Annotated in this window: 23 protein-coding genes and 1 riboswitch; of the genes, 13 read left to right on the top strand and 10 right to left on the bottom strand. The window is 60.3% G+C overall.

Annotated features, from left to right (window positions below):
* Positions 1 to 48: 48 nt before the first annotated feature.
* The 3 genes from AC1Q5O_RS09560 to AC1Q5O_RS09570 form a co-directional block, all read right to left on the bottom strand.
* Positions 49 to 813 carry an N-acetylmuramoyl-L-alanine amidase gene (locus AC1Q5O_RS09560; RefSeq protein WP_492562594.1) on the bottom strand — a complete coding sequence of 255 codons (765 nt, stop codon included), beginning with the start codon at positions 811 to 813 and terminating at the stop codon, positions 49 to 51.
* Positions 800 to 1,519: a J domain-containing protein gene (locus tag AC1Q5O_RS09565; protein ID WP_223612722.1), complete on the bottom strand. Its 720-nt coding sequence runs from the start codon at positions 1,517 to 1,519 to the stop codon at positions 800 to 802. Before AC1Q5O_RS09565 ends, AC1Q5O_RS09560 begins: the two co-directional genes overlap by 14 nt.
* A 131-nt stretch (positions 1,520 to 1,650) precedes the next feature.
* Positions 1,651 to 2,031: a hypothetical protein gene (locus tag AC1Q5O_RS09570; protein ID WP_223612721.1), complete on the bottom strand. Its 381-nt coding sequence runs from the start codon at positions 2,029 to 2,031 to the stop codon at positions 1,651 to 1,653.
* A 212-nt stretch (positions 2,032 to 2,243) separates the two neighbouring features.
* On the opposite strand from AC1Q5O_RS09570, the gene AC1Q5O_RS09575 reads away from it, so the two are divergent.
* The 6 genes from AC1Q5O_RS09575 to AC1Q5O_RS09600 all read left to right on the top strand — a co-directional run bounded on the left by AC1Q5O_RS09575 (position 2,244) and on the right by AC1Q5O_RS09600 (position 8,401).
* Positions 2,244 to 2,750 carry a GNAT family N-acetyltransferase gene (locus AC1Q5O_RS09575; protein WP_492562596.1) on the top strand — a complete coding sequence of 169 codons (507 nt, stop codon included), beginning with the start codon at positions 2,244 to 2,246 and terminating at the stop codon, positions 2,748 to 2,750.
* 108 nt (positions 2,751 to 2,858) lie between these two features.
* Positions 2,859 to 3,302 carry a MarR family winged helix-turn-helix transcriptional regulator gene (locus tag AC1Q5O_RS09580; RefSeq protein ID WP_223612719.1) on the top strand — a complete coding sequence of 148 codons (444 nt, stop codon included), beginning with the start codon at positions 2,859 to 2,861 and terminating at the stop codon, positions 3,300 to 3,302.
* The gene (locus tag AC1Q5O_RS09585; protein ID WP_492562598.1) at positions 3,299 to 4,990 is read left to right on the top strand and encodes an MFS transporter; all 1,692 of its coding nucleotides are present in this window, start codon (positions 3,299 to 3,301) and stop codon (positions 4,988 to 4,990) included. Before AC1Q5O_RS09580 ends, AC1Q5O_RS09585 begins: the two co-directional genes overlap by 4 nt.
* Before the next feature lie 4 nt (positions 4,991 to 4,994).
* Positions 4,995 to 6,032: an HlyD family secretion protein gene (locus AC1Q5O_RS09590; protein ID WP_463012097.1), complete on the top strand. Its 1,038-nt coding sequence runs from the start codon at positions 4,995 to 4,997 to the stop codon at positions 6,030 to 6,032.
* Between the two features lie 453 nt (positions 6,033 to 6,485).
* Positions 6,486 to 7,739 carry a BtaA family protein gene (locus tag AC1Q5O_RS09595; protein WP_492562599.1) on the top strand — a complete coding sequence of 418 codons (1,254 nt, stop codon included), beginning with the start codon at positions 6,486 to 6,488 and terminating at the stop codon, positions 7,737 to 7,739.
* A 5-nt stretch (positions 7,740 to 7,744) separates the two neighbouring features.
* A complete protein-coding gene (locus AC1Q5O_RS09600) occupies positions 7,745 to 8,401 on the top strand; it encodes a class I SAM-dependent methyltransferase (protein WP_492562600.1) in 657 nt (218 codons plus the stop codon).
* 155 nt (positions 8,402 to 8,556) lie between these two features.
* On the opposite strand, the gene AC1Q5O_RS09605 is transcribed toward AC1Q5O_RS09600, so the two are convergent.
* Positions 8,557 to 9,579, bottom strand: coding sequence for a hypothetical protein (locus tag AC1Q5O_RS09605; protein WP_492562601.1), 1,023 nt, complete (start codon positions 9,577 to 9,579; stop codon positions 8,557 to 8,559).
* A 246-nt stretch (positions 9,580 to 9,825) separates the two neighbouring features.
* Between AC1Q5O_RS09605 and AC1Q5O_RS09610 the strand changes: the two genes are divergently transcribed.
* The gene (locus tag AC1Q5O_RS09610; protein WP_492562602.1) at positions 9,826 to 10,653 is read left to right on the top strand and encodes a glycoside hydrolase family 25 protein; all 828 of its coding nucleotides are present in this window, start codon (positions 9,826 to 9,828) and stop codon (positions 10,651 to 10,653) included.
* Positions 10,654 to 10,890: 237 nt separating this feature from the next.
* Positions 10,891 to 11,985, top strand: coding sequence for a lytic murein transglycosylase (locus AC1Q5O_RS09615; protein WP_492563138.1), 1,095 nt, complete (start codon positions 10,891 to 10,893; stop codon positions 11,983 to 11,985).
* 273 nt (positions 11,986 to 12,258) lie between these two features.
* Here the strand turns inward: AC1Q5O_RS09615 and AC1Q5O_RS09620 are convergent, their stop codons facing one another.
* A complete protein-coding gene (locus AC1Q5O_RS09620; RefSeq protein ID WP_492563140.1) occupies positions 12,259 to 13,497 on the bottom strand; it encodes an alanine racemase in 1,239 nt (412 codons plus the stop codon).
* A gap of 179 nt (positions 13,498 to 13,676) precedes the next feature.
* Between AC1Q5O_RS09620 and AC1Q5O_RS09625 the strand changes: the two genes are divergently transcribed.
* Entirely contained in the window at positions 13,677 to 14,576 is a 900-nt protein-coding gene (locus AC1Q5O_RS09625) for a DMT family transporter (protein WP_492563142.1), read from the top strand.
* A 777-nt stretch (positions 14,577 to 15,353) separates the two neighbouring features.
* Here the strand turns inward: AC1Q5O_RS09625 and metF are convergent.
* A complete protein-coding gene (gene metF, locus AC1Q5O_RS09630; RefSeq protein ID WP_492562604.1) occupies positions 15,354 to 16,277 on the bottom strand; it encodes a methylenetetrahydrofolate reductase [NAD(P)H] in 924 nt (307 codons plus the stop codon).
* A complete protein-coding gene (locus AC1Q5O_RS09635; RefSeq protein ID WP_223612709.1) occupies positions 16,277 to 17,284 on the bottom strand; it encodes an ArsR/SmtB family transcription factor in 1,008 nt (335 codons plus the stop codon). Before AC1Q5O_RS09635 ends, metF begins: the two co-directional genes overlap by 1 nt.
* A 142-nt stretch (positions 17,285 to 17,426) precedes the next feature.
* Between AC1Q5O_RS09635 and AC1Q5O_RS09640 the strand changes: the two genes are divergently transcribed.
* Positions 17,427 to 17,744, top strand: coding sequence for a DUF2293 domain-containing protein (locus AC1Q5O_RS09640; protein ID WP_105732169.1), 318 nt, complete (start codon positions 17,427 to 17,429; stop codon positions 17,742 to 17,744).
* On the opposite strand, the gene bluB is transcribed toward AC1Q5O_RS09640, so the two are convergent.
* The 3 genes from bluB to ettA all read right to left on the bottom strand — a co-directional run bounded on the left by bluB (position 17,677) and on the right by ettA (position 21,076).
* Entirely contained in the window at positions 17,677 to 18,429 is a 753-nt protein-coding gene (bluB, locus tag AC1Q5O_RS09645) for a 5,6-dimethylbenzimidazole synthase (RefSeq protein WP_492562607.1), read from the bottom strand. The genes AC1Q5O_RS09640 and bluB overlap by 68 nt on opposite strands.
* 67 nt (positions 18,430 to 18,496) lie before the next feature.
* Positions 18,497 to 18,672, bottom strand: a riboswitch (cobalamin riboswitch).
* 26 nt (positions 18,673 to 18,698) lie between these two features.
* Complete coding sequence (locus AC1Q5O_RS09650) at positions 18,699 to 19,307, bottom strand: MOSC domain-containing protein (protein WP_492562608.1); 609 nt, start codon at positions 19,305 to 19,307, stop codon at positions 18,699 to 18,701.
* 119 nt (positions 19,308 to 19,426) lie between these two features.
* Positions 19,427 to 21,076, bottom strand: coding sequence for an energy-dependent translational throttle protein EttA (gene ettA / locus AC1Q5O_RS09655; RefSeq protein WP_346306675.1), 1,650 nt, complete (start codon positions 21,074 to 21,076; stop codon positions 19,427 to 19,429).
* 680 nt (positions 21,077 to 21,756) lie between these two features.
* On the opposite strand from ettA, the gene AC1Q5O_RS09660 reads away from it, so the two are divergent.
* Genes AC1Q5O_RS09660 through AC1Q5O_RS09670 form a run of 3 tightly spaced genes read left to right on the top strand, consistent with a single transcriptional unit; the run spans position 21,757 to position 25,551 of the window.
* A complete protein-coding gene (locus tag AC1Q5O_RS09660; protein ID WP_492562611.1) occupies positions 21,757 to 22,725 on the top strand; it encodes an alpha/beta fold hydrolase in 969 nt (322 codons plus the stop codon).
* A gap of 5 nt (positions 22,726 to 22,730) precedes the next feature.
* Complete coding sequence (locus AC1Q5O_RS09665; RefSeq protein WP_492562613.1) at positions 22,731 to 23,918, top strand: CaiB/BaiF CoA transferase family protein; 1,188 nt, start codon at positions 22,731 to 22,733, stop codon at positions 23,916 to 23,918.
* Positions 23,902 to 25,551 carry a thiamine pyrophosphate-binding protein gene (locus tag AC1Q5O_RS09670; protein ID WP_464661253.1) on the top strand — a complete coding sequence of 550 codons (1,650 nt, stop codon included), beginning with the start codon at positions 23,902 to 23,904 and terminating at the stop codon, positions 25,549 to 25,551. Before AC1Q5O_RS09665 ends, AC1Q5O_RS09670 begins: the two co-directional genes overlap by 17 nt.
* The last annotated feature ends 64 nt before the right edge of the window (positions 25,552 to 25,615 follow it).

The raw sequence follows: 25,615 nt of genomic DNA on the forward strand, positions 1-25,615 counted from the left end.
GGTTGCAGTGCACAAATAAACGCCGGGAAAGCGTTTTTTTACAGAGAGTTAAGCATGAAGCGCGGGAAGTGCGGAAAGTACCCGATGCAGGGTTTCAATGGTTGACATGTCGGCGACTCCGTCGACTTTTTCCGGGCGAAAATGGCGCTGGAACGCTAAAATGCCTAATTCTGTCGACCGTCCGAACACACTGTCGATAGGCACATCATAGCCGTAGAGCGCCAGCATGCTCTGCAATGCCTCGACCGGCTGGCCCTGGTCGCCGAGGGAAAAGAAGCGTCCGCCGCGGATCGGTGATGGCTGTACCCAGTGCCCCACTCCGGAATTGTAGAGAACGGGCCACGGGAATTTTTCACCGGGATCAATCTTGCGCGCGGGCGCGATATCGGAGTGGGCAAGCACGTTTTCCGGGCGCATCTTGTGGCGCGACACGATCCCCTTGCACAGGTCGATCACCGCATCGATCTGTGCATCGCCGAAATCGGGGAAATTCAGCAGCGGTCCGCCATTGACGATCTCGATGCCGATGGAGCGGGAATTGATATCCGTCTCGCCCTTCCAGGAGCTTTGTCCGGCATGCCAGGCGCGCTGGCTTTCCGGCACGAGCTGAACGACGCGCCCGTCCTCGTGCACGACGTAGTGGGCGGAAACTTCGCTTTGCGGATTGGTCAGCCAGCCCTCGGCCGCCTCCCCGGTTTCCATGCCGGTATAATGCAGGACGAGATAGGACGGATGCTTGCCGTCCTTGCGCGGGCCAAAATTCGGTGAGGGATGCACTTCCGCGCGTAAATGGTCCGGTTTAAACGCGTTCATATGCCTTCAAATCTTTTTCGACTTTTTCCCAGGCCGCATTGATAGCGGCAATGCGCTGATTGGCAATAGCGACGAATTCCTCCGGCACGCCGCGGGCGATCAGCATGTCCGGATGATTTTCCCGCACCAGCGCCCTGTAGCGCTTGCGGGCGTCTTCGAAACTGACATCCCGCGCCAGACCGAGAACCACAAACGGGTCCGCCTGTCCCCGCCCGACATGCCGTGCCAGAATGCTGTCGAACTGCTCTTCATCGAGCGCGAAAATCTCGGCGACCGTGCCCAGGAAGATCAGTTCCTTGTCATGCAGCGAGCCGTCAGCCTTGGCGATGTGGAAAAGGCCGTCGAGAATATCTTCCAGCATCTTGCAGTTCGGCTTGCCGGTGCCGCACAGGGAGGCCAGTTGCGCCGCATAGGTCTCGTAACCCGCCACATCCTGCTTGGCGAGATTGTAGAGCCGGGTCACCTGATCCTGGTAGCGCGGCGGAACATGGAAGATCTCGTGAAATGCCTTGACCTCGACTTCGGTGACGACACCGTCGGCCTTGGCCATTTTGGCCGAGAGCGCAATCATGGCGATGGAGAACGCGACGCGCCTGCGGGTTTCAGGGTCTCCCTCGAAGGCCGTGCGCACGGCTTCGATGATGCTGGAGAAAGCATCGATGGCAGTGCTGGTAATGAAGTCGCTGATACGGCGCCAGATTGACATGGTACTGTTTTATTCAAATTCTTTCGCAATTGCGAGAGCCATCTGGAACAAGCCGGGCAGACCGGTTGCCGCACCTGTCAAAATAGAATGGCCGGCGCGAAGCCGGCCATTCTTAACGGGGATAGCGGCTCTTACTGAACGCCGAGCGTGTCCTTCATGACTTTTTCTGCAGCATCCGCAGCGGCCTTGATCTGGTCGGCCGTCTGGCCGGCAGCCTTGGCCGCATCTTCGGCAGCCTTGCGGGCGGTGGCGACAGCAGCCTGTTTCTGCTCAGCCGTCATGGTCGCAGCCTGCTCTTTCAGCTTCTTCAGAGTATCCGCCGCATTCATCGGCGCTGCGGGTGTTGCCGGAGCCTGCGTTGTGGACGGCGTTGCCGGAGCGGCAGGCTTGGCCGGTGTTGCAGCAGGCTGCTCGGTCGCTGCCGGAGCCTTCTTTTCCTCTTCCTTCTTGCCGCAAGCGGTCAGTGCAAGAAGCGAAACCATACCAAGTGAAATAAGTAATTTGCTGTTCATGGGTATACCCTCTCCGTTTCAACCAAATACGTCCCTCACGCAGTTATCTTACCTCAATTGAGGCAAAGTTGGGTCTTGTTTTAAAGTTCGGTTAACTTTTCATCGGAGAGCAGCAAAACGGGCAGGAAACCCGGCATTTCCGGCGGGTTGTGCCAAGCCTGTTCTTTTGCAAAACTTGCCCAATCCGATCCCACGCCAGCAGAGTGCCCCGCATGTCCCCTTCCCCTTTGATTCGTGTCCTGACCGCGCACGATGCCCCCGCCTTCCAGGCCCTGCGCCTGCATGGCCTTCAGAGCACACCGGAAAGTTTCGGCTCGAGCTACGAGGATGAGGTCGGCCGCACGCCCGCCGAGATTGAGCGCATGCTCGACGGCAGGCCCAACGCCGTGTTCGGTGCCTTTGCCGGGACCGAACTGGTCGGCATGGCCGGTTTCGCGACGACGGCCAAGGTCAAACAGAAGCACAAGGGTCTCTTGTGGGGCGTTTTCGTTCATGCGGACTGGCGCGGCCACGATCTTGGCAGGAAGCTGACCCAGGCGGTCATCGGCCATGCCCGGGATCACGTCGACACGCTGCACGCAACGGTCATGGCAGCCAACCTGCCCGCCCGCACGCTCTATCTCGGATTGGGCTTCACGGTTTTCGGCTTGGAAAAGGATGCCCTGCGCATCGACGGCCAATCCTACGATGATGAATTGCTGCGGCTCGATTTGCGCTGACACCGCCGGCAAAAATCGTCACGCCATCTTGAAAATGAAACGGATTGGGTTTATATCGCCAGATAATAATTAGCACACTACTTATTGTCTGGCTATGATATGACCCCGATGACGCCCCGCGATACCTATATTGACGAGCTTTCGAAAGTCAGCCGCAAGATCCGCACATTGTTCGATGCGCGGGTCAAGCAGCGCGGTCTTACCTTTGCGCGCGCCCGGACCATGATGCTGCTCGACCGCATGGAAATCCTCAGCCAGAAGGATCTGGCGGAGGAATTGGAAATCGAAACGCCCACCATGGTGCGGCTGCTCGACGGCCTGGAAAAGCAGGGCTTTATCGAACGGCGCTCCGTAGACGGCGACCGCCGCGCCAAGCAGATCGTCATGACACCGCTGGGTGCGGAACTGGCCAGCGAGGTCAGCCAGCTGGCGCAGGAACTGCGCGCAGAGTTTCTGAATGGGGTGGACGAGACGGCGCTTGTTGCCGGACTTGAGGTCATGCGTGCCATCAACCGCAACATCGGCGACATGGACAAGGACCAGAACGGATGATCCGCGAGGCAGAATTCGTCGGGTATGACCCGCTGAAGCTGCAACCGGAACCACCGGAGGAAGCGGTGCTGCCCGCTGCAACGCCGCCAGCGCCGCCGCCTGCCATCAGTCCTTACCGCTCCGCCATCTATATCGCCGCCTCGACGCTGCTCTCCCTTACGCAGGGGCTGGGCATGAACCTCATCGCCACCAATGTGGCGCAGATCCAGGGCTATCTCGGCGCAACCAATACCGAAACCACATGGCTGATCGCCGCCTACATGGCGCCGAATGTCAGCCTTTCCGTCGCACTGATCAAAATCCGCAACCAGTATGGCTTGCGCAACTTTGCCGAACTGAGCATTGCCGGTTTCGTTCTCGTCTCGCTGATGCACCTGTTCGTCACCGACCTGCAATCGGCCATCATCATCCGCTTTTTCAGCGGCGTTGCCGCATCGCCCATGTCGAGCCTCGCTTTCCTCTACATGCTGGAGGCCTTTCCGCCGGCGCGCAAACTCACCGTCGCCGTGTGCCTCGTCCTCACCAACATCTCGCTCGCCTCGCCGCTCGCCCGCCTGTTGTCGCCCACTCTTTTGGAATTCGGCCAATGGCAGGGTCTCTACATGTTCGAGATATCGCTTGCCTTCATCGCCTTCGCCACGATCTACCTGCTGCCGCTCACACCCGTGCCGCGCGCCAAAGTCATCGAAAAGCTCGACATCGTGAGCTACCTGCTGATTGCCATCGGCTTTGGCTGTACCGCCGTCGTGCTCGTGACCGGGCGCCTCTACTGGTGGGCGGAAGCGCCATGGCTCGGCATTCTTCTCGCCATTGCCGTCATCACGGTCACCACGGCGGTCGTCATCGAACTCAACCGGGAAAAGCCCCTGCTCGACATCCGCTGGATCGCCAGCCGGGAAATGCTGCATCTGGCGGGGACGATCCTGCTGTTCCGGCTGATCGTTTCCGAGCAATCCACCGTCGCCACCAATTTCTTCCAGAACCTGGGGTTGCTGAACGAGCAGATCGCCGCGCTCTATGGGGTGATGATGGTGTCGATGATCGTGGCAGGCCTGTGCTGCGCCGCGGTGATGAAGCCGGAACGCGGCCCTGCCATCCATGCGGTGGCACTGGTCTTCCTGATCGTCGGTTCCTACATGGACAGCCAGGCGACATACCTGACGCGCCCCGACAACATGTATCTGAGCCAGGCGCTGATCGCGGCGGCCACGGCCATCTTCCTGCCGCCCGCCATGTCGGCCGGCCTCACCTCCGCCCTGAAACGGGGGCCGAGCTATATCCTCAATTTCATCATCGTGTTCCTGGCGACGCAAAGCCTCGGCGGGCTGCTCGGAACCGCCGTCTTCGGCAGCTTCGTCACGATCCGCGAGAAATTCCACTCCAACGTGCTGGCGGAACATATCGTCCTGTCCGACCCGCTCGTCGCCCAGCGTGTCACGCAACTGGCGAACGGCTATGGCAGGGTCATCACCGACAAGGCACTGCTCAATGCCGAAGGGATCGCGCTCCTGTCGCTGCAGACGACGCGTGAAGCCAATATCCTTGCCTATAACGACGCATTCTTCCTCATTGCGGCGATCTCGTTCTTTGCCCTCGTCGCTCTTCTCACCCATGTCGGCTTTCGCTATGCCGCCGGAAAATTCATGACTCCGCACGTGACCGGCGAAATCGCCCAACCAAGTTCATAAGATCATGTCCCGATTGCTCCGCAACACCGCCACCCTCACCGCCATTCTTCTCGGCCTGCTCGGCCTTGTACTGGTTCTCTATGCATGGCGGCTGCCGCCCTTCAACAGCAATGTCGAGATCACCGAGAATGCCTATGTCAAAGGCTACGTGACACTCATCAGCCCGCAGCTAAGCGGATACATCGTCGACGTGCCGGTGCAGGACTATCAGCAGGTCAAGGAAGGACAGCTGCTGGTGCGGATCGATGACCGCATCTATGCGCAGAAGCTCGAACAGGCCAAGGCGACACTGGCAAGCCAGCAGGCAGCCCTCAGCAACTCGACCCAGCTGGAACGGGCGGCGGAAGCGCGTATCGGTTCCAGCCAGGCACAGCTCGACAGTGCCAATTCGGGCCTGCGGCGCACGCAGGCCAACTGGGCCCGCATCGAACCGCTTGCCATCAAGGGCGTCATGACGAAGAGCGATGCCGATCAGGCCGAAACCGCACTGGAACAGGCACAGTCGGCCGTCACCCAGGCGCAGGCGGCACTGGAAGTTTCCAAGCAGGACCTGGAGACCATCAAGGTGAGCCGCGGCTCGCTGGAAGCCGCCGTCGGCGGGGCCGTGGCAGCCGTCAATCTCGCCGAGATCGACATGACCAACACAAAAGTCCTCGCACCGCGCGACGGTACGGTGGGCGAAGTGGGTGCGAAACTCGGGCAGTACGTGACCGCTGGAACGCAGCTGATGGCCGTGGTGCCGCCGGATGTCTGGATCATCGCCAACTTCAAGGAAACCCAGCTCAGCGATATCAGGATCGGCCAGCCCGTGACGTTCACGGTGGACGCACTGAACCGCAAGCGCCTGAACGGCCATGTCGAGCGCTTCGCGCCGGCCACCGGCTCGGAATTCAGCGTGCTCAAGCCCGACAATGCGACCGGCAATTTCACCAAGGTTGCCCAGCGCATTTCCGTGCGCATCTCCGTCGATCCCGGCCAGGACCTGGCGCAGTATCTGGCGCCCGGCATGTCGGTCGTGGTGCGAACCGAGCTGGAAAAATAGGTTTGCGCCGTGTTTTTTTCCGATGCCACGGGGGTTTAGAGCCTTTCCTGCTTAAGATGCCACGGGGGTTTAGAGCCTTTCCTGCTTAAATAGAATCGTTCTGCCGGAGGGAATTTGGTTCAAGGGAGAGGGGTTTGGCGAGATCGATGTCTTTCCATCGGGCGAAGCCGAAGCCCGATGGGATTGGGCCAAATTCACCCGGCCCTTCGGGTTTCCGGCTGGCGGACACCCACTTTGTCAGGCAGCTTCGTCCGATGGGTCAACATCGGCCTCGCTACCTTCCGCGTGGATTGTCTCGCCATCCGGGAAACAGAACGGGTTCTATTTAAGCAGGAAAGGCTCTAGCCGCATAAGCTGAATCAATCCGGCAGGGATGTGATTCAAAACCGTCACGGCTTTGTTACATCGGAATGTTAGGCGGAGAGGAATTTCCAACAAAGGGGATTCGATCCGATGCCGTTTGCGAAACAGCCCGACAGCGCCACGGCGCCGCGGCATGAAAAAGTTCAGAACGCCGTACGCCAGAACAGGCTCCTGTCAAAAGCCGGACTTTCCGAACGGCTGTTTGCCCATGTCTTCAAGGGCCTCGTCTATCCCCAGATATGGGAAGACCCGGAGGTCGACATGGAGGCGCTGCAGATCCAATCCGGCCATCGGATCGTTACAATCGCGTCGGGCGGCTGCAATGCCATGTCGTACCTGACCGCCGATCCCGCCAGCGTCGAGGCGGTCGATCTGAACACGGCGCACGTGGCGTTCAATCGCCTGAAGCTCGCCGCCGTCACCCGCCTGCCCAACTACGATGCCTTTTACCGCTTCTACGGCACGGCGGACGACAAGGCGAACCTTGCCGCCTATGAACGCTTCATCCAGCCGCATCTCGACGGCACCAGCCGCGCCTATTGGGAAAAGCGGATGCTGTCCGGCCGCCGGCGCATCACCATCTTTTCGCGTGACCTCTACCGGCATGGCCTGCTCGGGCTGTTCATCGGCATGGGTCACCGCGTCGCCAGGCTCTACGGCATCGACCCGCGCGATATCCTCAAGGCCGCGACGATCGAAGAGCAGCGCGCCTATTTCGACCGCGCCCTCGCCCCGCTTTTCGACAAGCGGATGGTGCGCTGGGCAACGAAGCGCAAATCCTCGCTGTTCGGCCTCGGTATCCCGCCACAGCAATATGATGCACTGGCAACGGCAGGCGACGGCAACATGGCGCTGGTGCTGCGCCGCCGCCTGGAAAAACTCGCCTGCGGCTTCCCGCTGTCCGAAAACTATTTCGCCTGGCAGGCCTTCGGGCGCGGTTACAGCGACAATGCCGAAACCGGCCCGCTGCCGCCCTATCTCTCGCGCAACAATTTCGAGAATGTGCGCGACCGCGCCGAGCGAATGAGCGTCGTCAACGCATCGTTGACGGAGTTCCTCGCGGCCAAGCCTGCAGGTTCCGTCGACCGCTTCATCCTGCTCGACGCGCAGGACTGGATGAACGACAAGCAGCTGAATGAACTCTGGCATGAAATCACCCGCACGGCCGCTGCCGGCGCGCGCGTCATTTTCCGCACCGCGGCCGAGCCCACCATCCTGCCGGGCCGCATCGATGACGCCCTGCTTGAGCGCTGGGATTACCGGGAGGAACAGTCTCTCGACCTGCATGCCCGCGACCGGTCGTCCATCTATGGCGGCTTCCATCTCTATCTGCTCAAGGATTGATACCGATGTTTGCCAAGATCGAACATGGACCGCTGATGGATCGTGTCTACCGGCACCAGCGCCACTTCTACGACGCCACGCGCAAGTACTATCTGCTCGGACGCGATCCGATGATCGCAGGCCTGATGCCCCCGGCCAATGGCAGCATCCTGGAGATCGGCTGCGGCACCGGGCGCAATCTGGTCATGGCCGGAGCCGCCTATCCCACGACAAAGCTCTATGGCATCGACATTTCCAACGAAATGCTGACAACAGCCCGCAAGAAGGTGATGGCTGCCGGCCTTGGCGAGCGCACCGAACTTGCCTATGCCGATGCGGCGAAATTCGATCCGTCCGCCCTGTTCGGCCGCGCCCAGTTTGACCGGATTTTCATCTCCTATGCGGTGTCGATGATCCCGCAGTGGGAAAGCGTCATGCGCGAAGCGGTCAACCATCTGGCTCCCGGCGGCCAGCTGCACATTGTCGATTTCGGCGATCTCACGGATTTGCCCGGAGCCGCGAAAACCGCCCTCTACAAATGGCTCGAATGGTATCACGTCACGCCGCGCAACAACCTGTTCGAGGTTGCGCAGGACATCGCAGCCGCCACGGGCGCGCACGCCGAAGCGCAACGGCTCTATCGCGGCTTTGCCTGGATTTCGATCATCAGCCGCCCGGGCTGAGGCAATCATCCCGCCGTGCGTGGTTCGACAAGCTCACCATGAGGGAGATTGAGGATTGCAGGGAGCCATATTCTGCAACCTATCAGATTGGCACTGCCGCCAAACCACCTCCCTCATGGTGAGCTTGTCGAACCACGCACAACAGGATTGTCCCCCTATTTGCAGAGATCGCCCTTGGCGACAACCGAGCTTGGCGCGGCGAGGCAGTAGAGCTTGGTGATATTGGAGGTCGTGCGCTCGCCGAGCGGATTAGGGTCCAGTTCATCGCCGCTTTGCGACTGCAACAGCTCGCAATCGCTGCGCAGCAGGCACATGACCGGGATACGTGCCATCGCCGTCGCTGTCTTGAACATGCCGCGCCTACCGTCCATGGCACCTGTATTGTGCACGCGGTACCACTGGTGCGTGCGGGAAATGCGGTAGAATGAACGCGGGTTCGACAGGATGGCAAGCCGCGACAACAGGTCGTTATCTGCGAAAAGATCGACAACCTGGCCATCGTAGGGCTCGGTCAGCCGGAAATTATTCGACACGAACGTCGAGTTGAAGGCAATTGCCGCCGTGCACGGAAACGCCGCGGCCATGTGCCGGGCCAGGCCGCCGCCCAGCTCATGTCCAACGGCGATATAATCGATGGGCAAGCCGTCCGAATTCTTCTGCGCCTCGGCCCTGATCTTGGCAAACTCCTGGCGTGCGGTGCGATACTGATCCCATGGGTTGATGATCTGGGTGAAATAGCTCAGCTCGCTGATGAATCCCGGAATGCTCGCCAGACCATCGGCACCGCGGAACACGATCATGTAGGACATGCGGTCCGAACTGCGGCGGCGATAGACTTCCGCGTAAAACCCGCCTGCCCTGGCGATGGGATCGCCAAACGGCTCCCAGCCGAAATATGCGGTCTTCAGGTCGAAATGATGCCGTGCGATCGGCTTGTAAACGTTCGACGCATAGGCGGCGTAGACACCGAAATAATCCGAAATCAGCTCGTTGTTGTAGCCGGGATAACCGCGATAGTTTCTCCAGAAGCTCGGTACGGTGGGACGAACGCAGTTTTCCGCATGGCTGTTGCCGATCCCCAGCTCGGGCCGGTCGATCGTCACCCATGCAGCCACCGTCGCATTGGCAAGGCCAATGACGCAGATAACAAGTACAGCCCAGCCAATTTTCCTGATCATACGCTTCCCCGGACCGGTCAAATGGCCGTGCTGCCAGAACGTTTGCCGCCTGTTATATCAAACACGAAGATGTGACCCATCATACCCCGCAACTCTCATACAGATATCACATTGAAAAATCATGACAAAGGAAAGGCATACTACCATCAACCATAATCTCCGCCGGTCATGATCTGTTAAGCATAATGCCGCATGAGTGGAAAAATAAGGAATGCCCCTTCACGATTCGAGTACGGACCGCCATTGATGAAGCGACTTGCTGCTGGATTACTGACCCTTCTTCTCGCCGGTTGCACGACGGTCGACTACGATTTTTCCGATGCAAAGAAGCGGACCGCGCCTGCCGCGCTGCAACAGATCGCAGCGCCCTCGGGCAAGATCAATGCGCCACGTTTCAACGACAGCAATCCGCACGACTGGAAAGGCAGAACGCCCTGGCACTACCCGGTGCATGGAACGGATGTCTCCAAATACCAATCGACCATCGATTGGGCGGCCGTGCGCGGCAATCGCATCTCGTTTGTCTTCATCAAGGCCACAGAAGGGGCGGACCGGGTCGATGACCGCCTCGCCGACAACTGGCAGGCCGCACGCGCCGCGGGCATTCCGCGCGGCGCCTACCACTTCTATTATTTCTGCCGTACCGCCAAGGAACAGGCGCAGTGGTTCATCCGCAACGTGCCGAATGATCCCGGAGCCCTGCCGCCGGTGCTCGACATGGAATGGAACGCCGCATCGCCGACCTGCAAGCTGCGCCCCAATGCGGCGGTGGTGCGCGGCGAAATGCGCGTCTTCATCGACATTCTCGAACGCCATTACGGCAAGCGGCCGATCATCTACACCACCGTCGACTTCTTCGACGACAACGACCTGCGGCAACTGGCCGGCTATCCGTTCTGGTTGCGCTCGGTTGCAGGTCATCCCGATGAAAAATACGGGCCGCATCCCTGGACGTTCTGGCAGTATACCGGAACCGGCTCCATCCCAGGCATTCGCGGCGATGCGGATATCAATGTGTTTGCCGGTGACGAAACCGCCTGGAAGCAGTGGCTTGTGCGCAACAAGGTGCGATAAAGTCACACCGGACCTCTTCTCGCAATTCTGTGACTTCACGAGGGGGACATAATCGTGCATTAGCAGGACAAGCTCGCGCGCCTGCTGGCGCCCCCTGTTACCAACGAGATTTCCCTGATGAACAAACTATCGATTGCTCTTGCCGCCGCACTCCTTTCTGCGACAAGTTCTGCTTATGCACTGGACCAGATCAACCACCAGCAACCGGCAGCTGTAAAGCCTGCCTGCGGCGGCGAGATGGAACCCTGGTTCAACGGCCTTATCGCCGAAGCAAAAGCGGCAGGCGTGACCGACAAGGGCCTCGGCGAACTTCTCAAGGCATCGCTTGACGACAAGGTTCTGCAGCGCGACCGCGCCCAGGGCGTGTTCAGCCAGACCTTCCTGACATTCTCGAGCCGCATGGTGTCGGATTACCGCCTCAAGCAGGGCGCAGCCAACCTGAAGAAATATGCCGATACCTTTGCCAGGGCAGAGTCCGAATATGGCGTGCCGGGCCCGGTGATTGCCGCCTTCTGGGGGCTGGAAACCGATTTCGGTGCGGTGCAGGGCGATTTTGACACGCTGAACGCGCTGCTCACCCTCTCCTTCGATTGCCGCCGTCCGGAGTTGTTCCGGCCGCAGCTGATCGCCCTGCTCAAGCTGTTCGACAAGGGCGTGGTCGATTCCAAGACCACCGGCGCATGGGCGGGCGAGATCGGCCAGATGCAGATGCTGCCGACCGACTATCTGGAGCGCGGTGTCGATGGCGACGGCGACGGCAAGGTCGACCTCAAGAACAGCGCGCCGGACGCCATCATGACGGCGGCCCGCGTCCTGCACGATCTCGGCTGGCGCAAGGGCGAGCCCTGGCTGGAGGAAGTCAAGCTGACCCGGGATCTCCCTTGGGAAAACGCGTTGCGGACAAACCGCCTCCCCCATTCCAAATGGGCCGAATGGGGTGTGATGGGCATGAAGGGACCGCTCGGTCCCGACAACGGCGATGCATCCCTCCTGCTGCCGATGGGCCGCAAGGGACCGGCATTCCTGTCCTACGCCAATTTCGACGTTTTCGTCGAATGGAACAAGTCCATCATCTACGCCACAACCGCCGCCTATTTCGCGGCGCGCCTTGCCGGTGCCGGTCCGCTTGAGCCGACCACGCCGGAGACGGGCCTTACGCAGGAACAGATGAAGGAACTGCAGACCAAGCTCGCCGCCCGCGGCCACGATATGGGCCCGAAGATTGACGGCGTGTTCGGCATCCTGACCCGCGATGCCGTGCGCGACGAACAGATGCGCCTCGGCCTGCCTGCTGACGCTTGGCCCACCCCGGAATTGCTCAGCAAGCTCTGAGAGAGCTAGGGTCAGGACCTATTAATCTGGTCGAAATGGTACGCGGCCATTTGTTTGGATACAAGGAGCAAAGGCGATGGGAATGTTTATCCATTCTCAAGTCCTTTGCGACGATGTAGCCGGGCAAATGGACCGTATCCTACGGACGCCGAAACGGCTGCAAGCTGCAGCGTCGAGCTGCTCGGTCGGGGGGAAGACCCCGCCCTTCGCATCTCTCCTCGCATCTTCTTGCCGTTTCAGGCGCCATTTCGATCATATTAATGGGTCCTGACCCTAGTCCCCCCGGTGTTCGGTGGGAGCCATTGTTTCCAGCGAAGCAAAACCCTCCGGCCGCTCGCCCTCGTCGAACGGTGTTTCCACCTCGACGAACGTATCGGGGTAGAAACCGTTGAAACGGGTGCGCAGCGACAGGGAATAGGCGCCGATATTGCCGATTTCGATCCAGTCGCCGGTGGCGACCGTCTCCGGCAGCCAGAACGGCCGTGACAGGATGTCGACGGAATCGCAGGTCGCGCCGCAGACGCGGAACGGCACGATCTCCCGGACATTGCCGCTGCGATGCTTGTGCGCGGGGTCGGGTATGAACCGCGCCGGCAGGGTGATCTTGCCGGTCCACGAATCCGACAGCGACGCCCAGATACCGTCATTGATGTAAAGCCGCCTGCCCTTGCGCAGGAGCACGCGCACGATCAGCGAGAAGGCACGCGCCACGATCACCCGGCCCGGTTCCGCCACCAGCGGCAGATCGTCAAACCCCCATTCCTTGATGTCGCCGCGCAGGCGCGACATCAATTGCCCGAGCGACGGCATCTCCACATGCTTGCGCTTGGGATCATGGCCGTATTCGGCCGGAAAACCGCCGCCGACATCGAGCCCGGCCAGCGGCACGCCCGCACGGTTGCGCACCCAGTCGGCTGACCGCAGGGCGCGTTCATAGGTATCGGGATCCTCGATCTGACTGCCGACATGGAAGCAGATGCCGACCTTGTAGCCGATCTTGTGCAGCCGCTGCAGAAGCTCGACCGCGTGGGCTGGAGTTGCACCGAATTTCTTGGACAGCTCGTAGGCCGCGTGGCCCTTGGTCTGCAGCCGCACGTAAAGGGTGATGCTGCCCGGATCGATATCGAGCGCACGCACGATGCGCGTTATCTTGGCGATCTCGTCCTCGTGGTCGACGGCAAGGATGCGGATGCCATAGGTTTCAAGCGCAAGACGGATATCCGACTGGGCCTTGATGGGATGCATATAGAGCATATGCGCATTCGGAGCGACCTTGCGTACCGCGGCGAACTCGCCCGGCGATGCCACATCGAATGTGTTGATGCCGTTGCGCGCCAGCGTTTCCAGGACCAGATTTTCGCCATTGGTCTTGACCGCATAGGCAGTCTCGCCGGGAAACATCTGCATGAACTGGTGCGCGTCTTCGACCAGCACATCCGGCCGAAAGCAATAGACGGGTTGATCGGGCCGCAGGGTAAGTGCTGCATCGCGGGCCGTGGCGAATCGTTGCATCTTGATCTTCTGCTCCATGCATAACTCTTAGCAAGAGCAGATGACGGACGAAAGTCGCTTTCTCCATGCAAGAAACGGGTGGCAATTTACCGGCGCGCGCCTAGAAATATCCGGTGCAGATCCGAATCGGGGGATTATCCGTGGCCGTAAACCAGACAACATCAGCCAATCCGCTTGCCATGACCGGTTTTGTCTGGCTGCAACTGCTGCTGCTGGGGGCCATATGGGGCGGTTCGTTCTTCTTCGCCAAAATCGCGGTGCACGTGATCCCGCCGCTGACGCTCGTCCTGTTTCGCGTCGCCATCGCCGCCGTTGCCCTGCACATCTATCTTCTGCGCCGCGGCATCCGGTTCTGGGACTATCGCCGGCACGCCCTCGGCTTTGCCGGACTCGGGCTCCTGAACAACGTCATTCCCTTTTCGCTGCTGTTCATCGGGCAGACGGCGCTCGGTGCCGGGCTGGAATCGATCCTCAACGCCACGACACCGATCTGGACGGTGATCATCGCCACATTCCTTACCGTCGATGAGAAGATCAGCGCCAACAAGATCGCCGGCATCCTTCTCGGCGTCTTCGGCACGGTGGTGATGATCGGGCCCGGCGTGCTCTCCGGGTTGGGCGGACCGCTGTGGGCGGAAATCGCCGTGCTCACCGCCACCCTCTCCTATGCTTTCGCCAGCATTCTCGCCAAGCGGTTCAAGGGCATTCCGCCAACAGTGACGGCAACCGGCCAGATGACGGCCTCGACGCTGATCATGATCCCCGTCGTGCTTCTCTCCAGCGGCATGCCGGATTTCGCCGCACCCGATCAGGGCGTCTGGGCGGCCGTGTTCAGCCTCGGTCTGCTCTCCACCGCCTTCGCCTACATCCTGTTCTTTTCCATCGTCCGCGCCGGCGGCGCCACCAATGCCTCGCTGGTCACGCTGGTGGTTCCCGTCAGCGCGATCCTGCTTGGAACAGTTTTTCTCGGGGAGGAACTGGGTTTGAAGGATTTTGCCGGCATGGCGCTCATCGCCCTTGGCCTTCTGACCATTGACGGCAGGCTGCTCGCAGCGTTGCAAAAACCGCGAAAAAGATAGAGTTTTCAACAAATCCTAACGGGCACGGCTTGGTATTTCCCGGTCGGGATTGCGGCGCAACTGTGTCATAAATCGGTGAGAAAACACGCGCGTCGCGTTTTGGTGCAATGCAAAAATAAACCAAATTCCCGGTCATTTTATCGTGAATTGACGATTTTTCATTCCTGTAAATGTGTTTCATTTCAGAAACTTACCATTGCAGAGCAAAAAATTTCTACAGATCATGTCACACCGCGGTAACATTTCCGCTTTTTCTGTGGCAATTTTCCGCTATGCTAAGACGGTTAACTGCAGGAGACAAACAATGGGACTTACGCGTTCGATGAACGTCCTCATGATCTGTGCAGCGTTCGCATTTATCGGTGCAATGGTCGTAGGACTCATACCCTGATTGAAAAAAAGAGCGCCGTGGAGATGGTCTCTGACCGGAGAGCAACAACTGCTCAAAGGGCACCAGTTCTGTTTCTCGGATGGCGAGACAATCCACTAGGAAGGTAGCAAGACCGATGTTTTTCCATCGGGCGAAGCTGCCTGACAAAGTGGTTGTCCGCCAGCCGGAAACCCGAAGGGCCGAGTGAATTTGGCCCAATTCCATCGGGCTTTGGCGTCGCCCGATGGATATACATCGGTCTCGCCAACCCCTTCGACCTTGAACCAAATTCCCTTCGGCAGAACGGTGCCATTTGGGCATTTGTTGCTCTAAGAAGGTGACAGACAAATTTGGATGGCCCGGTTGCAGCAACCGGGCCATTTCCAATTCAACACTAGTGCGCGATATCAGGCGGCGCCGGCCAATGCCGGTTCCAGCGGCGCGCTGACAGGGCGGATGCCGATGAGATGGCAGATGGCGAAGGCAAGGTCGGCCCGGTTCATCGTGTAGAAATGGAAATCCTGAATGCCGCGCTCGACCAGATCGAGAACCTGCTCGGCAGCCACAGCCGATGAAACCAGCGCATGGGTCTGCGGATCGTTTTCCAGCCCCTCGAACCGCTCGGCCAGCCATGCGGGGATGTGAGTCCCGGCCTTCGAGCAGAAATTGGTGACCTGCGTGAAATTATGGATCGGCAGGATGCCCGGCAGGATCGGAATATAGATACCGGCGCGACGGACCTTTTCGACATAACGCTCGTAGAGATCGTTCTCGAAGAAGAACTGCGTGATCGCCCGCGTCGCGCCATTGTCGACCTTGCGCTTGAGCATGTCGATATCGGTGGCGAAATCCGGGCTCTCCGGATGCTTTTCCGGATAGGCGGAAACGGAAATGTCGAAATCGGCAAAGGCCTTCAGCCCGGCGACGAGATCGGCACCGTTTTCATAGCCGCCGGGTGTCGGCTTGTAATGGGCACCGACGCCGCCGGCCGGATCGCCGCGCAGGGCAACGAAGCGCTTCACGCCCATGGCCGCAAATTCGCGCACCACGGTATCAACCTCTTCCTTCGTCGCATCGACGCAGGTCAGGTGCGCGGCGGCGTTGACGTCCGTTTCGGTCAGGATGCGCTTGATCGTGCGGGCCGTGCGCTCGCGGGTGGAACCGCCGGCGCCGTAGGTTACCGACACGAATTCGGGATTGAGCGGCGCAAGACGCGTCACGGTTTCCCACAGGCGCTCTTCCATCACCTCGGTCTTCGGCGGGAAGAATTCAAAGGAAACCTTGATATTGGTTCCAAGGTCGGCACGGCGGGATTGGCGGAAAAAGCTCATCAGACACTCTCCGTTACGCGGGAGGTTAAAGCGGGATCAGCGATCAGCAGGCGTGGGTCGCGTGCCAACCACAGTTTGACGGTCAGTTTGTCTTTGTCTTTTGGTTCGAGTTCGATGCTGTTTTCCAGCGCCAGCCCGGCCTCGGTCAGCCAGTCACGCATCTGGTTGTCGTTGAAGCCAAGCCGTATATGCGCATGGCTGTCCCGCAGGAATTCAAGATCGTGCGGGGCGAAATCGACGATCAGCATGCGCCCGCCCGCACGCAAGGCGCGTGCGGCCTCGCGGATGGCCTCGGCAGGATTGTCGAGGAAGTGCAGCACCTGATGAACGGTCACCAGATCGAAAGACTCCCGGTCAACCGGCAGCGAATAGACATCGCCCTGGCGGACCTGCGCATTGGTGATGCCCGACCGGTCAAGATTGGAGCGGGCAATGGTCAGCATGTCGCGATTGATATCGATGCCGACACCGCGCACGTAAAGCGGGGCAAACAGTTCGAGAAGACGGCCGGTGCCGGTGCCCACGTCAAGCATCGCCTGGAACGGCGTGCGCCCGATGATCTTCGTCAGCGCGGCTTCCACCGCGCCATCCGGCACATGCAGCGAACGGATAGCGTCCCAGCTGGTGGCATTGGCACTGAAATAGGCGGCGGCCCGCTCGCGGCGCTGCAGCTTCACCGAGCCGAGCCGCTCGATATCGCGCTCCAGCAATGGATCGGACACATCAAGACGATCGAGCAGGATCCGGGCGATATCGCCAACCACCAGGGATTCAGCGAGGCGGAAATAGGCCCAGGAGCCCTCCTGATAACGGTTGATCAGATTGGCTTCGAACAGCAGCTTGAGATGGCGGGAGACGCGTGGCTGCGACTGCCCGAGGATGGAGGTCAGATCGGAAACCGTCAGATCCCCCCGGGACAACAGCGCCAGAATGCGCAGGCGGCTGGGTTCCGCCGCTGCCTTCAGCGTATCGACCATCAGGTCAAGATTGAGATCACGTTTGTCCATCAAGGTATCCTCAAAAGATATAAAGATATGTTTATGTGAGAAATACAGATTTGGCAAGTTTTGTTTTTCCGTTGACGGCAAATTTTGTCGCGTTTGAAATAGGCTGGTATATCGATCAGCGAATCGGCGGGAAGACAGTGCAATGAGTTCAGGAACCAACCGCCAAAGGGCCATCGGCAAGGCGCTGACACTGCTTTTGCCGGCCGTACCCTACTCGGATTCCGAGCCCATACGCGCCGCCGCCACGGCACCGCACATGAAAAGCCTGCCACCACCCATTGCGGTGTGGCTGGCCACAGTCGCCCATGTCCGCCATCAGCACACGGACTACGATGCGCTGCGCGACGAGGGCTATGACAAGGAGTCGGCCCGTTTCTTCGTGCTCGAGGCCATCAACCGGAAATTGACGGAATGGCGGGCGACGCGGCTGCTGGATCCGGACGAGGACGATCCGAGCTGAAATCAGCGCCTGTATCCCACTGATCTTCATAGATGAGCTGGTCCAGCGGCAACCGTTCGCGCCAGCCGCGCTTTTGCAGCTCCGGCTGATCGTAGAGCTGGTCGACATAGCCGATGCAGAGATAGGCGATGATCTCGACATGATCGGGGATGGCCAGAATGCGGCGCATGTCCCGGTCATGGTAGATGCTGACCCAGCCGACGCCGATGCCTTCCGCCCGCGCCGCCAGCCACAGGTTCTGCACGGCACAGACGGTGCTGTAGACATCCATCTGCCGGTTATGGGTGCGCCCCAGAACGACATCGCCGCCGCGTGTCCGGTCGCAGGTGATGCACAGATTGACCGGCGCCTTCACGATGCCCTCAAGCTTCAGCGAGGCGTAGAGCGCCTGGCGCTCGTCGGTGAACATGGCCTTTGCTTCTGCATTGGCGCGGGTAAAGGCCTGATGCACCTCGGCCTTGCGTGCCGCGTCGCGGATGAGAATGAAATTCCACGGCTGCATGAACCCCACCGACGGCGCGTGATGGGCGGCATCGAGCAGCCGCAGCAGCACTTCGTCGTCGACGGGCCTTGGCAGGAACTGGTCGCGCACATCGCGGCGGGTATGGATGGCTTTGTAGACGGCGGCGCGCTCGTCCGCGGAAAAATCGGCGGCGGCCACGGGACCACAGGCAGAGTCGTGCATCGTTTGCTCCCAACAATGCGAGGGTCAGATTGATCTGACCCCAGACACCTCCCCGCTGTCCGTGCGGTTTCGGCTATCCGGTCCGGCCGGTCTTCTGACTGAGGTTCACCTGAACCGCGCGCCTTCCGGGTTTCCCCGTGGCAATCTGCGCGGCCCATCCCCTATACAGCGTTGGGCACGTGCCGGATTTGCACCGGCTTCCCGATTCTCCTGCATGCAGGCACCGGACCTGCATTCCATTCGCCACAGATCGGCGAAGGACGCAAGCGTCAGCCCGGATAAATCCATTGCTCCGGCAGGCGCGCATCGATTTTTTCACCGGAATGGATGATTCCCGGCACTTCAACCCAGACGACGATGCCACGCAGCCGCTTCGACGCTTTGACGAAGTCGAGCGCCGTCGCGGTGTGATCGGGGGTTTGCGCCCGCTCGGCGATGGAGCGTCCGGCGACCTTGCACGGCGCGTTCTGCCCGTCGACCTTCAGCGTCACGCCGCCTTCGAAGAACAGCAGCGTGCGCGGCGGCAGCATGGAAAGCGAGGGAATGCCATCGACAACCATGTTGGCGCCGATCCATTCGGGTTTGACTTCCGCAAGGCCCATGGCGCCGGCAATCATTGCAAGCTCGTCGGCCGCCAGAACGGAAATATGCCGTTCGTTGCGCATCTCCGTTCCGCGCGGGTACCAGGGCTCGCGCCCGCCGGACCGGCGCGTCAGGCCGGCATGATAATCGCCGCGGATGCCTTCAAAGGTGAGATCGAGCGTGTCCGTGGCAGCGGTGACAAAACTGTCTTTCGGCGCCTGGAACAGGCCGCTCACCCGCCCGACAATCTTGCGGGCCGGAAGGATGTCCGTTCTGGTTGCGAAAAGATCTGTCATGACGGCACTCCGGTGAAATCAGCCGCATCTTAGGAAAATTGCTTGTTAAAACCAGCCAATATCACTGATGGAAACGTCAAAATTGGTGATGGGAGGGCGTTGCCGCCCTCCCGGTCGCATCAGCGTGTCAGAGGCTTGTAGCTCGGACGCTTCGGATTGACGCTGTCCGGTCCGAGACGACGGATCTTGTCGTTCTCATAGTCCTGGAAGTTGCCTTCGAACCATTCGACGTGGCTGTCGCCTTCGAAGGCCAGGATGTGCGTCGCCAGCCGGTCAAGGAACATGCGGTCGTGGCTGATGATAACGGCGCAGCCGGCGTATTTTTCCAGCGCGTCTTCCAGTGCCGCCAGCGTTTCGGTGTCAAGATCGTTGGTCGGTTCGTCGAGCAGCAGGACATTGCCGCCGGACTGCAGCATCTTGGCAAGATGCACGCGGTTGCGCTGACCGCCGGAGAGATTGCCGACCTTCTGCTGCTGGTCGCCGCCCTTGAAGTTGAACGCCGAGACATAGGCGCGCGAATTCATCTCGTTCTTGCCGATCTTGATGATTTCATTGCCGCCGGAGATTTCTTCCCAGACATTCTTCTCCGCCGCGAGATGATCGCGGCTCTGGTCGACATAACCGAGATGAACCGTTTCACCGACGCGGATCGAGCCGGAATCCGGCTTTTCCTGTCCGGTGATCATCTTGAACAGCGTGGTCTTACCCGCACCGTTCGGACCGATGATGCCGACAATGCCGCCGGGCGGCAGCTTGAAGGTCAGGTTTTCGATGAGAACGCGGTCGCCGAAGGATTTGGTGAGGTTTTCCGCCTCGATAACCACCTGGCCGAGACGCTCGCCTGCCGGAATGATGATCTGCGCATCGCCGGGACGCTGCTCATTGGCGGCATCGACCAGCGCGTCATAGGCCTTGATACGGGCTTTCGACTTGGCCTGACGTGCCTTGGGGCTGGCGGAAATCCACTCGCGCTCGCGCTCCAGAGCCTTCTGGCGCGAGTCGTCCTCGCGGCCTTCCTGCTGCATGCGCTTGGCCTTCGCACCGAGATAGGCGGAGTAATTGCCTTCGTAGGGGATGCCGCGGCCGCGGTCGAGCTCGAGAATCCAGCCGGTCACATTGTCGAGGAAGTAGCGATCGTGCGTGATCAGCAGGACGGAGCCGGCATATTCGCGCAGGTGCTTTTCCAGCCAGGCGGTGGTTTCGGCGTCAAGGTGGTTGGTCGGCTCGTCGAGGAGCAGAAGATCGGGCTGCGAGAGCAGCAGGCGGCACAGTGCCACACGGCGACGCTCACCGCCGGACAGCTTTTCCACGCCGGAATCACCGGGCGGGCAGCGCAGCGCTTCCATGGCCATTTCCACCTGGGATTCCAGATCCCAGAGGTTCTTGGCGTCGATGATGTCCTGCAGTTTGGCGCCTTCATCGGCGGTTTCGTCGGAATAGTTCATCATCAGTTCGTTGTAGCGGTCGAGAACGGCCTTCTTGTCCGCGACGCCGTCCATGACGTTGCCCATCACGTCCTTGGTGGGATCGAGATAGGGTTCCTGCGCGAGGTAGCCGACCGTGGCGCCGTCAGCCAGCCAGGCTTCGCCGGTATATTCCTTGTCCATGCCGGCCATGATCTTGAGGATCGTCGACTTACCCGCACCGTTCGGTCCGAGAATACCGATCTTGGCATCGGGGTAGAAGGAAAGATGGATGTTTTCGAGAACCTTCTTGGTTCCGTATGCCTTGTTCAGGCCGGCCATATGGTAAATGAATTGGCGTGCCATAACGCGCGTCACTCCGATGTTCGGGATTTTTGGGACATGAATTTGCGCCGTATGTAGGCGAAAGGGGCGCGGGTGGCAATGCACGCGCTGTTTATTTCGGGATGACCGGGCGTTTTGCAGGATGTTTGCATTCCTGTCGTGCGTGGTTCGACAAGCTCACCATGAGGGAGAGTGAGAATTGCAGGGAGCCATATCCTGCAATGTTTCCGATTAGCGTTGCAGCTACCACTTCCCTCATGGTGAGCTTGTCGAACCACGCACAACGGAAATGAAAACCGTCCTCCAGAACGAGCGAAACCGGGTGCGGATATTTCCGTCACCCGGTTTCCCCTCTGGTGCCGCATTTGGGGAGCGTCCTCTTCCCCCCGGAACGGCCATGTAACTGGCAAGCGCCTGGATATCCCGGTCCGGACAATCATCCCCCGACGCCGCAAATCAGCGTTCTGTCAGCCGCGAAAGCCGGGGACGATCGAGAGAAGACACAGGATCCAATCTCTTTCGGAAAGAAGTTTTGCGGCAAGTTTTTGTCGTTTGCAAGAGGTCTTGCAAAATAAAATTGCAGTGCACAATGCATGATTATTTATTGTGCAAAAACCCGTGGAGATACCCGAATTTACGCAGAATTTATTGTGGATTGACTAATCACGCGCCACCCTTTCAATTGATCGCGGGAGGCATGAATGGGTTTTGCAGACATCGAAACGGTCCGGTCGCCGACGGGTGCAGCGCTTGCCATGCGCTTTTCACCCGCCGCAGGCAGCGGCATAGCCATTGTCCAGATCAGCCACGGCCTTGCCGAACACTGCCTGCGCTATGGCCGTTTTGCCGAGCATCTCAACAGGCACGGTTTTCATGTCTACGCTCACGACCATCGCGGCCACGGCTATACCAAAGCCGATGGTGCGCCGCCCGGCCGTTTCGCCGAGCGGGACGGCATGCGCCTGGTGCTCGAAGACATGGACGCGCTCAACGCCGCGGCCCGCGCCCGCCATCCCGGTCTGCCGCTGCTTCTCTTCGGCCATTCCATGGGCGGCCTGATCGGCCTCAATTACGTGCTGGGCTATCAGCAGAAGGTCGATGCCGCCGCCATCTGGAACGCCAATTTCTCGGTCGGCCTCGCCGGACGGCTGGCGCAGGGCATCCTGCGGGCCGAACGCATGCTGCTTGGCTCCGATGTGCCGAGCATGCTTCTGCCGAAACTGACCTTTCAGACCTGGGCGCGCGGCATCAGGGATGCCCGCACCCCGTTTGACTGGCTGTCACGCGACCCTGACGAAGTGGACGCCTATATCGCCGATCCTCTGTGCGGCTGGGATGCCTCGGTCGGCATGTGGCGCGATGTCTTCGGCTTCACCTTTGCCGGAGCCGACAACAGCCGCCTTGCCAAGGTACGGCGCACCCTGCCCTTCAATCTCGCCGGCGGGGCGGAAGATCCCGCCACGGCCGGGGGCAGCGCCGTGACGCATCTCGGCAGGCGGATGCAACGGCTCGGCTTCCGCGATGTCACGACCAAAGTTTATGCCGATACCCGCCACGAAGGCTTGAACGAAATCAACCGCGACGTAATCATGCGAGACTTCACCGATTGGGCGGTTCGAGTCGTTCAGCAACAAGCCCCGAAACAAACACTGAATTTGGAGCCACTTTAACAACCATGACTGAAGCTCCCCTCAAAGGCGTGCGTGTCATCGAACTCGCCCGCGTCCTCGCCGGACCATGGGCCGGACAGATTCTGGCCGATCTTGGTGCCGATGTGATCAAGGTGGAGAATCCCGCCGGCGGCGACGAAACCCGTGGGTGGGGCCCGCCCTTCATCACCAGCAAGGAAGGAGAAAACCTCTCTGCCGCCTATTTTCATTCCTGCAACCGCGGCAAGCGCTCGATCACCGTCGATTTCACCTCGCCCGAAGGCCAGGAAACGGTGCGGGCACTCTGCCGCACGGCGGATGTCGTCCTGGAGAACTTCAAGGTCGGCGGCCTGAAGAAGTATGGTCTCGACTATGAAACATTGAGTGCCGACAATCCGCGCCTCGTCTACTGCTCCATCACCGGTTTCGGCCAGACCGGCCCCTATGCCAGCCAGGCCGGCTATGACTTCATCATTCAGGGCATGTCCGGGCTGATGTCGGTCACCGGCGAGCCGGACCGCGAGCCGCAGAAAGTCGGCCTTGCCGTCGCCGATGTGTTCACCGGGCTTTACTCGGTCATTGCCATTCAGGCGGCACTGGCCCACGCGGAGAAGACCGGCGAAGGCCAGCTGGTGGATATGGCATTGTTCGATGTGCAGTCCGCCGTCATGGCCAATCAGGCGATGAATTATCTCGCCACCGGCAACAGCCCGAACCGCATGGGCAACGCCCATCCCAACATTTCGCCCTACGAGGTCGTGCCCACCTCCGACGGCCATCTCATTCTTGCCGTCGGCAATGACGGGCAGTTCGCTCGCTTCTGCGCGATCATGGGGCTGGACGGTCTCAGCGCCGATCCGCGCTTTCTCACCAACCGGGCGCGGCTGGAAAACCGGACCGCGCTGAGCGCAATCATCCGGGCCGAAACGCAGAAACGCACACGCGCCGACCTGCTCGCCGCCTGCGCACAGAATGCCGTGCCTGCCGGGCCGATCAACCGCATCGGCGAGATGTTCGACGATCCGCAGATCGTCTCCCGGCAGTTGCGTCTCGACCTTGACGATGCCCATGGCAGCAGCATCCCCTCGGTGCGCACGCCGATCGTCATGTCGAAGACACCTCTGACCTACAACAGACCCTCGCCACGCCTCGGCGAACACAGTGCAGACATTCTCCAGGAATTGAAGGACGCATCCGATGAAAACCGGCGGTGAATTGATCGTAGAAGCCCTGAAAGCCAATGGCGCGGAACAGCTGTTCTGCGTTCCCGGCGAAAGCTATCTTGCCGTGCTGGACGCGCTGGTGGATGCCGATGTGGGCGTGACCGTCTGCCGGGCCGAAGGCGGCGCGGCGATGATGGCCGAAGCCTGGGGCAAACTGACCGGCAAGCCCGGCATCTGCTTCGTCACCCGCGGCCCCGGCGCAACCAACGCCTCGCCCGGCATCCACATCGCCATGCAGGATTCGACCCCGCTGATCCTGTTCATCGGCCAGGTCCAGCGCGACGCGCGCGAGCGCGAAGCCTTCCAGGAAGTGGAATACCGCCGCTTCTTTGCCGACACTGCCAAATGGGTAGCCGAAATCGACGATGCCCGCCGTATCCCGGAGTTCGTCACCCGCGCCTTCTCCGTCGCCACCTCGGGCCGCCCCGGTCCCGTCGTGCTCGCCTTGCCGGAAGACATGCTGACCGACAAGGTCGAGGCGGTGGCCGCACAGGGCTGGCAGCCGGTAGAGACAGGCCCGTCGCCCGCCAGCATCGAGAAACTCGCCGACCTTTTACAGGGCGCCAAAAAACCGTTCATGATCCTCGGCGGCTCGCGCTGGGACGAAGCGGCCGTGCGCTCCATCACCCGCTTTGCCGAGAAGTGGCACCTGCCGGTTGGCTGTTCCTTCCGCCGCCAGATGCTGTTCGATCACCTGCATCCGAATTATGCCGGCGACGTCGGCATCGGCATCAACCCGGCACTTGCCACACGCGTCAAGGAGGCTGACGTGCTGCTGCTCGTCGGCGGGCGTTTCGGCGAAATGCCGTCCTCGGGCTATACGCTGATGGACAGCCCCTACCCCAGGCAGACACTGATCCACGTGCATCCCGATGCCGATGAGCTTGGCCGCGTCTATCGCCCCGCCCTTGCCATCAACGCCGCACCGGATGCCTTCGCCGCGGCAGTCGACCATCTGGCGCCGCCGTCGCACATCAACTGGCCCGGCGAGGCGGAGGTTGCGCACGCCGCCTACCTCAAGTGGTCGACCCCGCCGCAGACCGGACCCGGCAATGTCGCCATGGGCCCGATCATGACCTATCTGGAAAGCGTGCTGCCGGAAGACGCCATCATGACCAATGGCGCGGGCAATTACGCCACCTGGCTGCACCGTTTCCATCGCTTTCGCCGGTTCGGCACACAGGCCGCGCCGACATCGGGCTCGATGGGTTACGGCCTTCCCGCCGCTGTCGCGGCGAAACGGCTTTATCCCGAGCGAACCGTGGTCTGCTTTGCCGGTGACGGCTGCTTCCTGATGAACGGTCAGGATTTTGCGACCGCGGTGAAATACGGGTTGCCGATCATCGTGCTCGTCATCAACAACAATATCTACGGTACCATCCGCATGCATCAGGAGCGGGAATATCCGGGCCGTGTGTCGGCAACGGACCTGACCAACCCTGATTTTGCCATGCTGGCCCGCGCCTATGGCGGACATGGAGAGACGGTCGAGAAGACGGCTGATTTCGAAGGTGCATGGCAACGCGCGGTGCAAAGCGGCAAACCGTCGATCATTGAAATCCGGCTCGACCCCGAAGCAATCACGCCGGCGAAAACCTTGACGGACATCCGCAATAAGCGTTGATCATTCCCTGTTGAATGATTTGAGGATGGAAAGGCGGCTCTTTCAGTGTTAAGGAGCGCGCCTG

The organism is Phyllobacterium sp. MT110 (assembly GCF_058792715.1).

Excerpts from the sequence above, each read along its gene's own strand:
- AC1Q5O_RS09560 (WP_492562594.1), bottom strand. The coding sequence starts at position 813 with ATGAACGCGTTTAAACCGGACCATTTACGCGCGGAAGTGCATCCCTCA.
- AC1Q5O_RS09565 (WP_223612722.1), bottom strand. The coding sequence starts at position 1,519 with ATGTCAATCTGGCGCCGTATCAGCGACTTCATTACCAGCACTGCCATC.
- AC1Q5O_RS09570 (WP_223612721.1), bottom strand. The coding sequence starts at position 2,031 with ATGAACAGCAAATTACTTATTTCACTTGGTATGGTTTCGCTTCTTGCA.
- AC1Q5O_RS09575 (WP_492562596.1), top strand. The coding sequence starts at position 2,244 with ATGTCCCCTTCCCCTTTGATTCGTGTCCTGACCGCGCACGATGCCCCC.
- AC1Q5O_RS09580 (WP_223612719.1), top strand. The coding sequence starts at position 2,859 with ATGACGCCCCGCGATACCTATATTGACGAGCTTTCGAAAGTCAGCCGC.
- AC1Q5O_RS09585 (WP_492562598.1), top strand. The coding sequence starts at position 3,299 with ATGATCCGCGAGGCAGAATTCGTCGGGTATGACCCGCTGAAGCTGCAA.
- AC1Q5O_RS09590 (WP_463012097.1), top strand. The coding sequence starts at position 4,995 with ATGTCCCGATTGCTCCGCAACACCGCCACCCTCACCGCCATTCTTCTC.
- AC1Q5O_RS09595 (WP_492562599.1), top strand. The coding sequence starts at position 6,486 with ATGCCGTTTGCGAAACAGCCCGACAGCGCCACGGCGCCGCGGCATGAA.
- AC1Q5O_RS09600 (WP_492562600.1), top strand. The coding sequence starts at position 7,745 with ATGTTTGCCAAGATCGAACATGGACCGCTGATGGATCGTGTCTACCGG.
- AC1Q5O_RS09605 (WP_492562601.1), bottom strand. The coding sequence starts at position 9,579 with ATGATCAGGAAAATTGGCTGGGCTGTACTTGTTATCTGCGTCATTGGC.
- AC1Q5O_RS09610 (WP_492562602.1), top strand. The coding sequence starts at position 9,826 with ATGAAGCGACTTGCTGCTGGATTACTGACCCTTCTTCTCGCCGGTTGC.
- AC1Q5O_RS09615 (WP_492563138.1), top strand. The coding sequence starts at position 10,891 with ATGGAACCCTGGTTCAACGGCCTTATCGCCGAAGCAAAAGCGGCAGGC.
- AC1Q5O_RS09620 (WP_492563140.1), bottom strand. The coding sequence starts at position 13,497 with ATGCAACGATTCGCCACGGCCCGCGATGCAGCACTTACCCTGCGGCCC.
- AC1Q5O_RS09625 (WP_492563142.1), top strand. The coding sequence starts at position 13,677 with ATGACCGGTTTTGTCTGGCTGCAACTGCTGCTGCTGGGGGCCATATGG.
- metF (WP_492562604.1), bottom strand. The coding sequence starts at position 16,277 with ATGAGCTTTTTCCGCCAATCCCGCCGTGCCGACCTTGGAACCAATATC.
- AC1Q5O_RS09635 (WP_223612709.1), bottom strand. The coding sequence starts at position 17,284 with ATGGACAAACGTGATCTCAATCTTGACCTGATGGTCGATACGCTGAAG.
- AC1Q5O_RS09640 (WP_105732169.1), top strand. The coding sequence starts at position 17,427 with ATGAGTTCAGGAACCAACCGCCAAAGGGCCATCGGCAAGGCGCTGACA.
- bluB (WP_492562607.1), bottom strand. The coding sequence starts at position 18,429 with ATGCACGACTCTGCCTGTGGTCCCGTGGCCGCCGCCGATTTTTCCGCG.
- AC1Q5O_RS09650 (WP_492562608.1), bottom strand. The coding sequence starts at position 19,307 with ATGACAGATCTTTTCGCAACCAGAACGGACATCCTTCCGGCCCGCAAG.
- ettA (WP_346306675.1), bottom strand. The coding sequence starts at position 21,076 with ATGGCACGCCAATTCATTTACCATATGGCCGGCCTGAACAAGGCATAC.
- AC1Q5O_RS09660 (WP_492562611.1), top strand. The coding sequence starts at position 21,757 with ATGGGTTTTGCAGACATCGAAACGGTCCGGTCGCCGACGGGTGCAGCG.
- AC1Q5O_RS09665 (WP_492562613.1), top strand. The coding sequence starts at position 22,731 with ATGACTGAAGCTCCCCTCAAAGGCGTGCGTGTCATCGAACTCGCCCGC.
- AC1Q5O_RS09670 (WP_464661253.1), top strand. The coding sequence starts at position 23,902 with ATGAAAACCGGCGGTGAATTGATCGTAGAAGCCCTGAAAGCCAATGGC.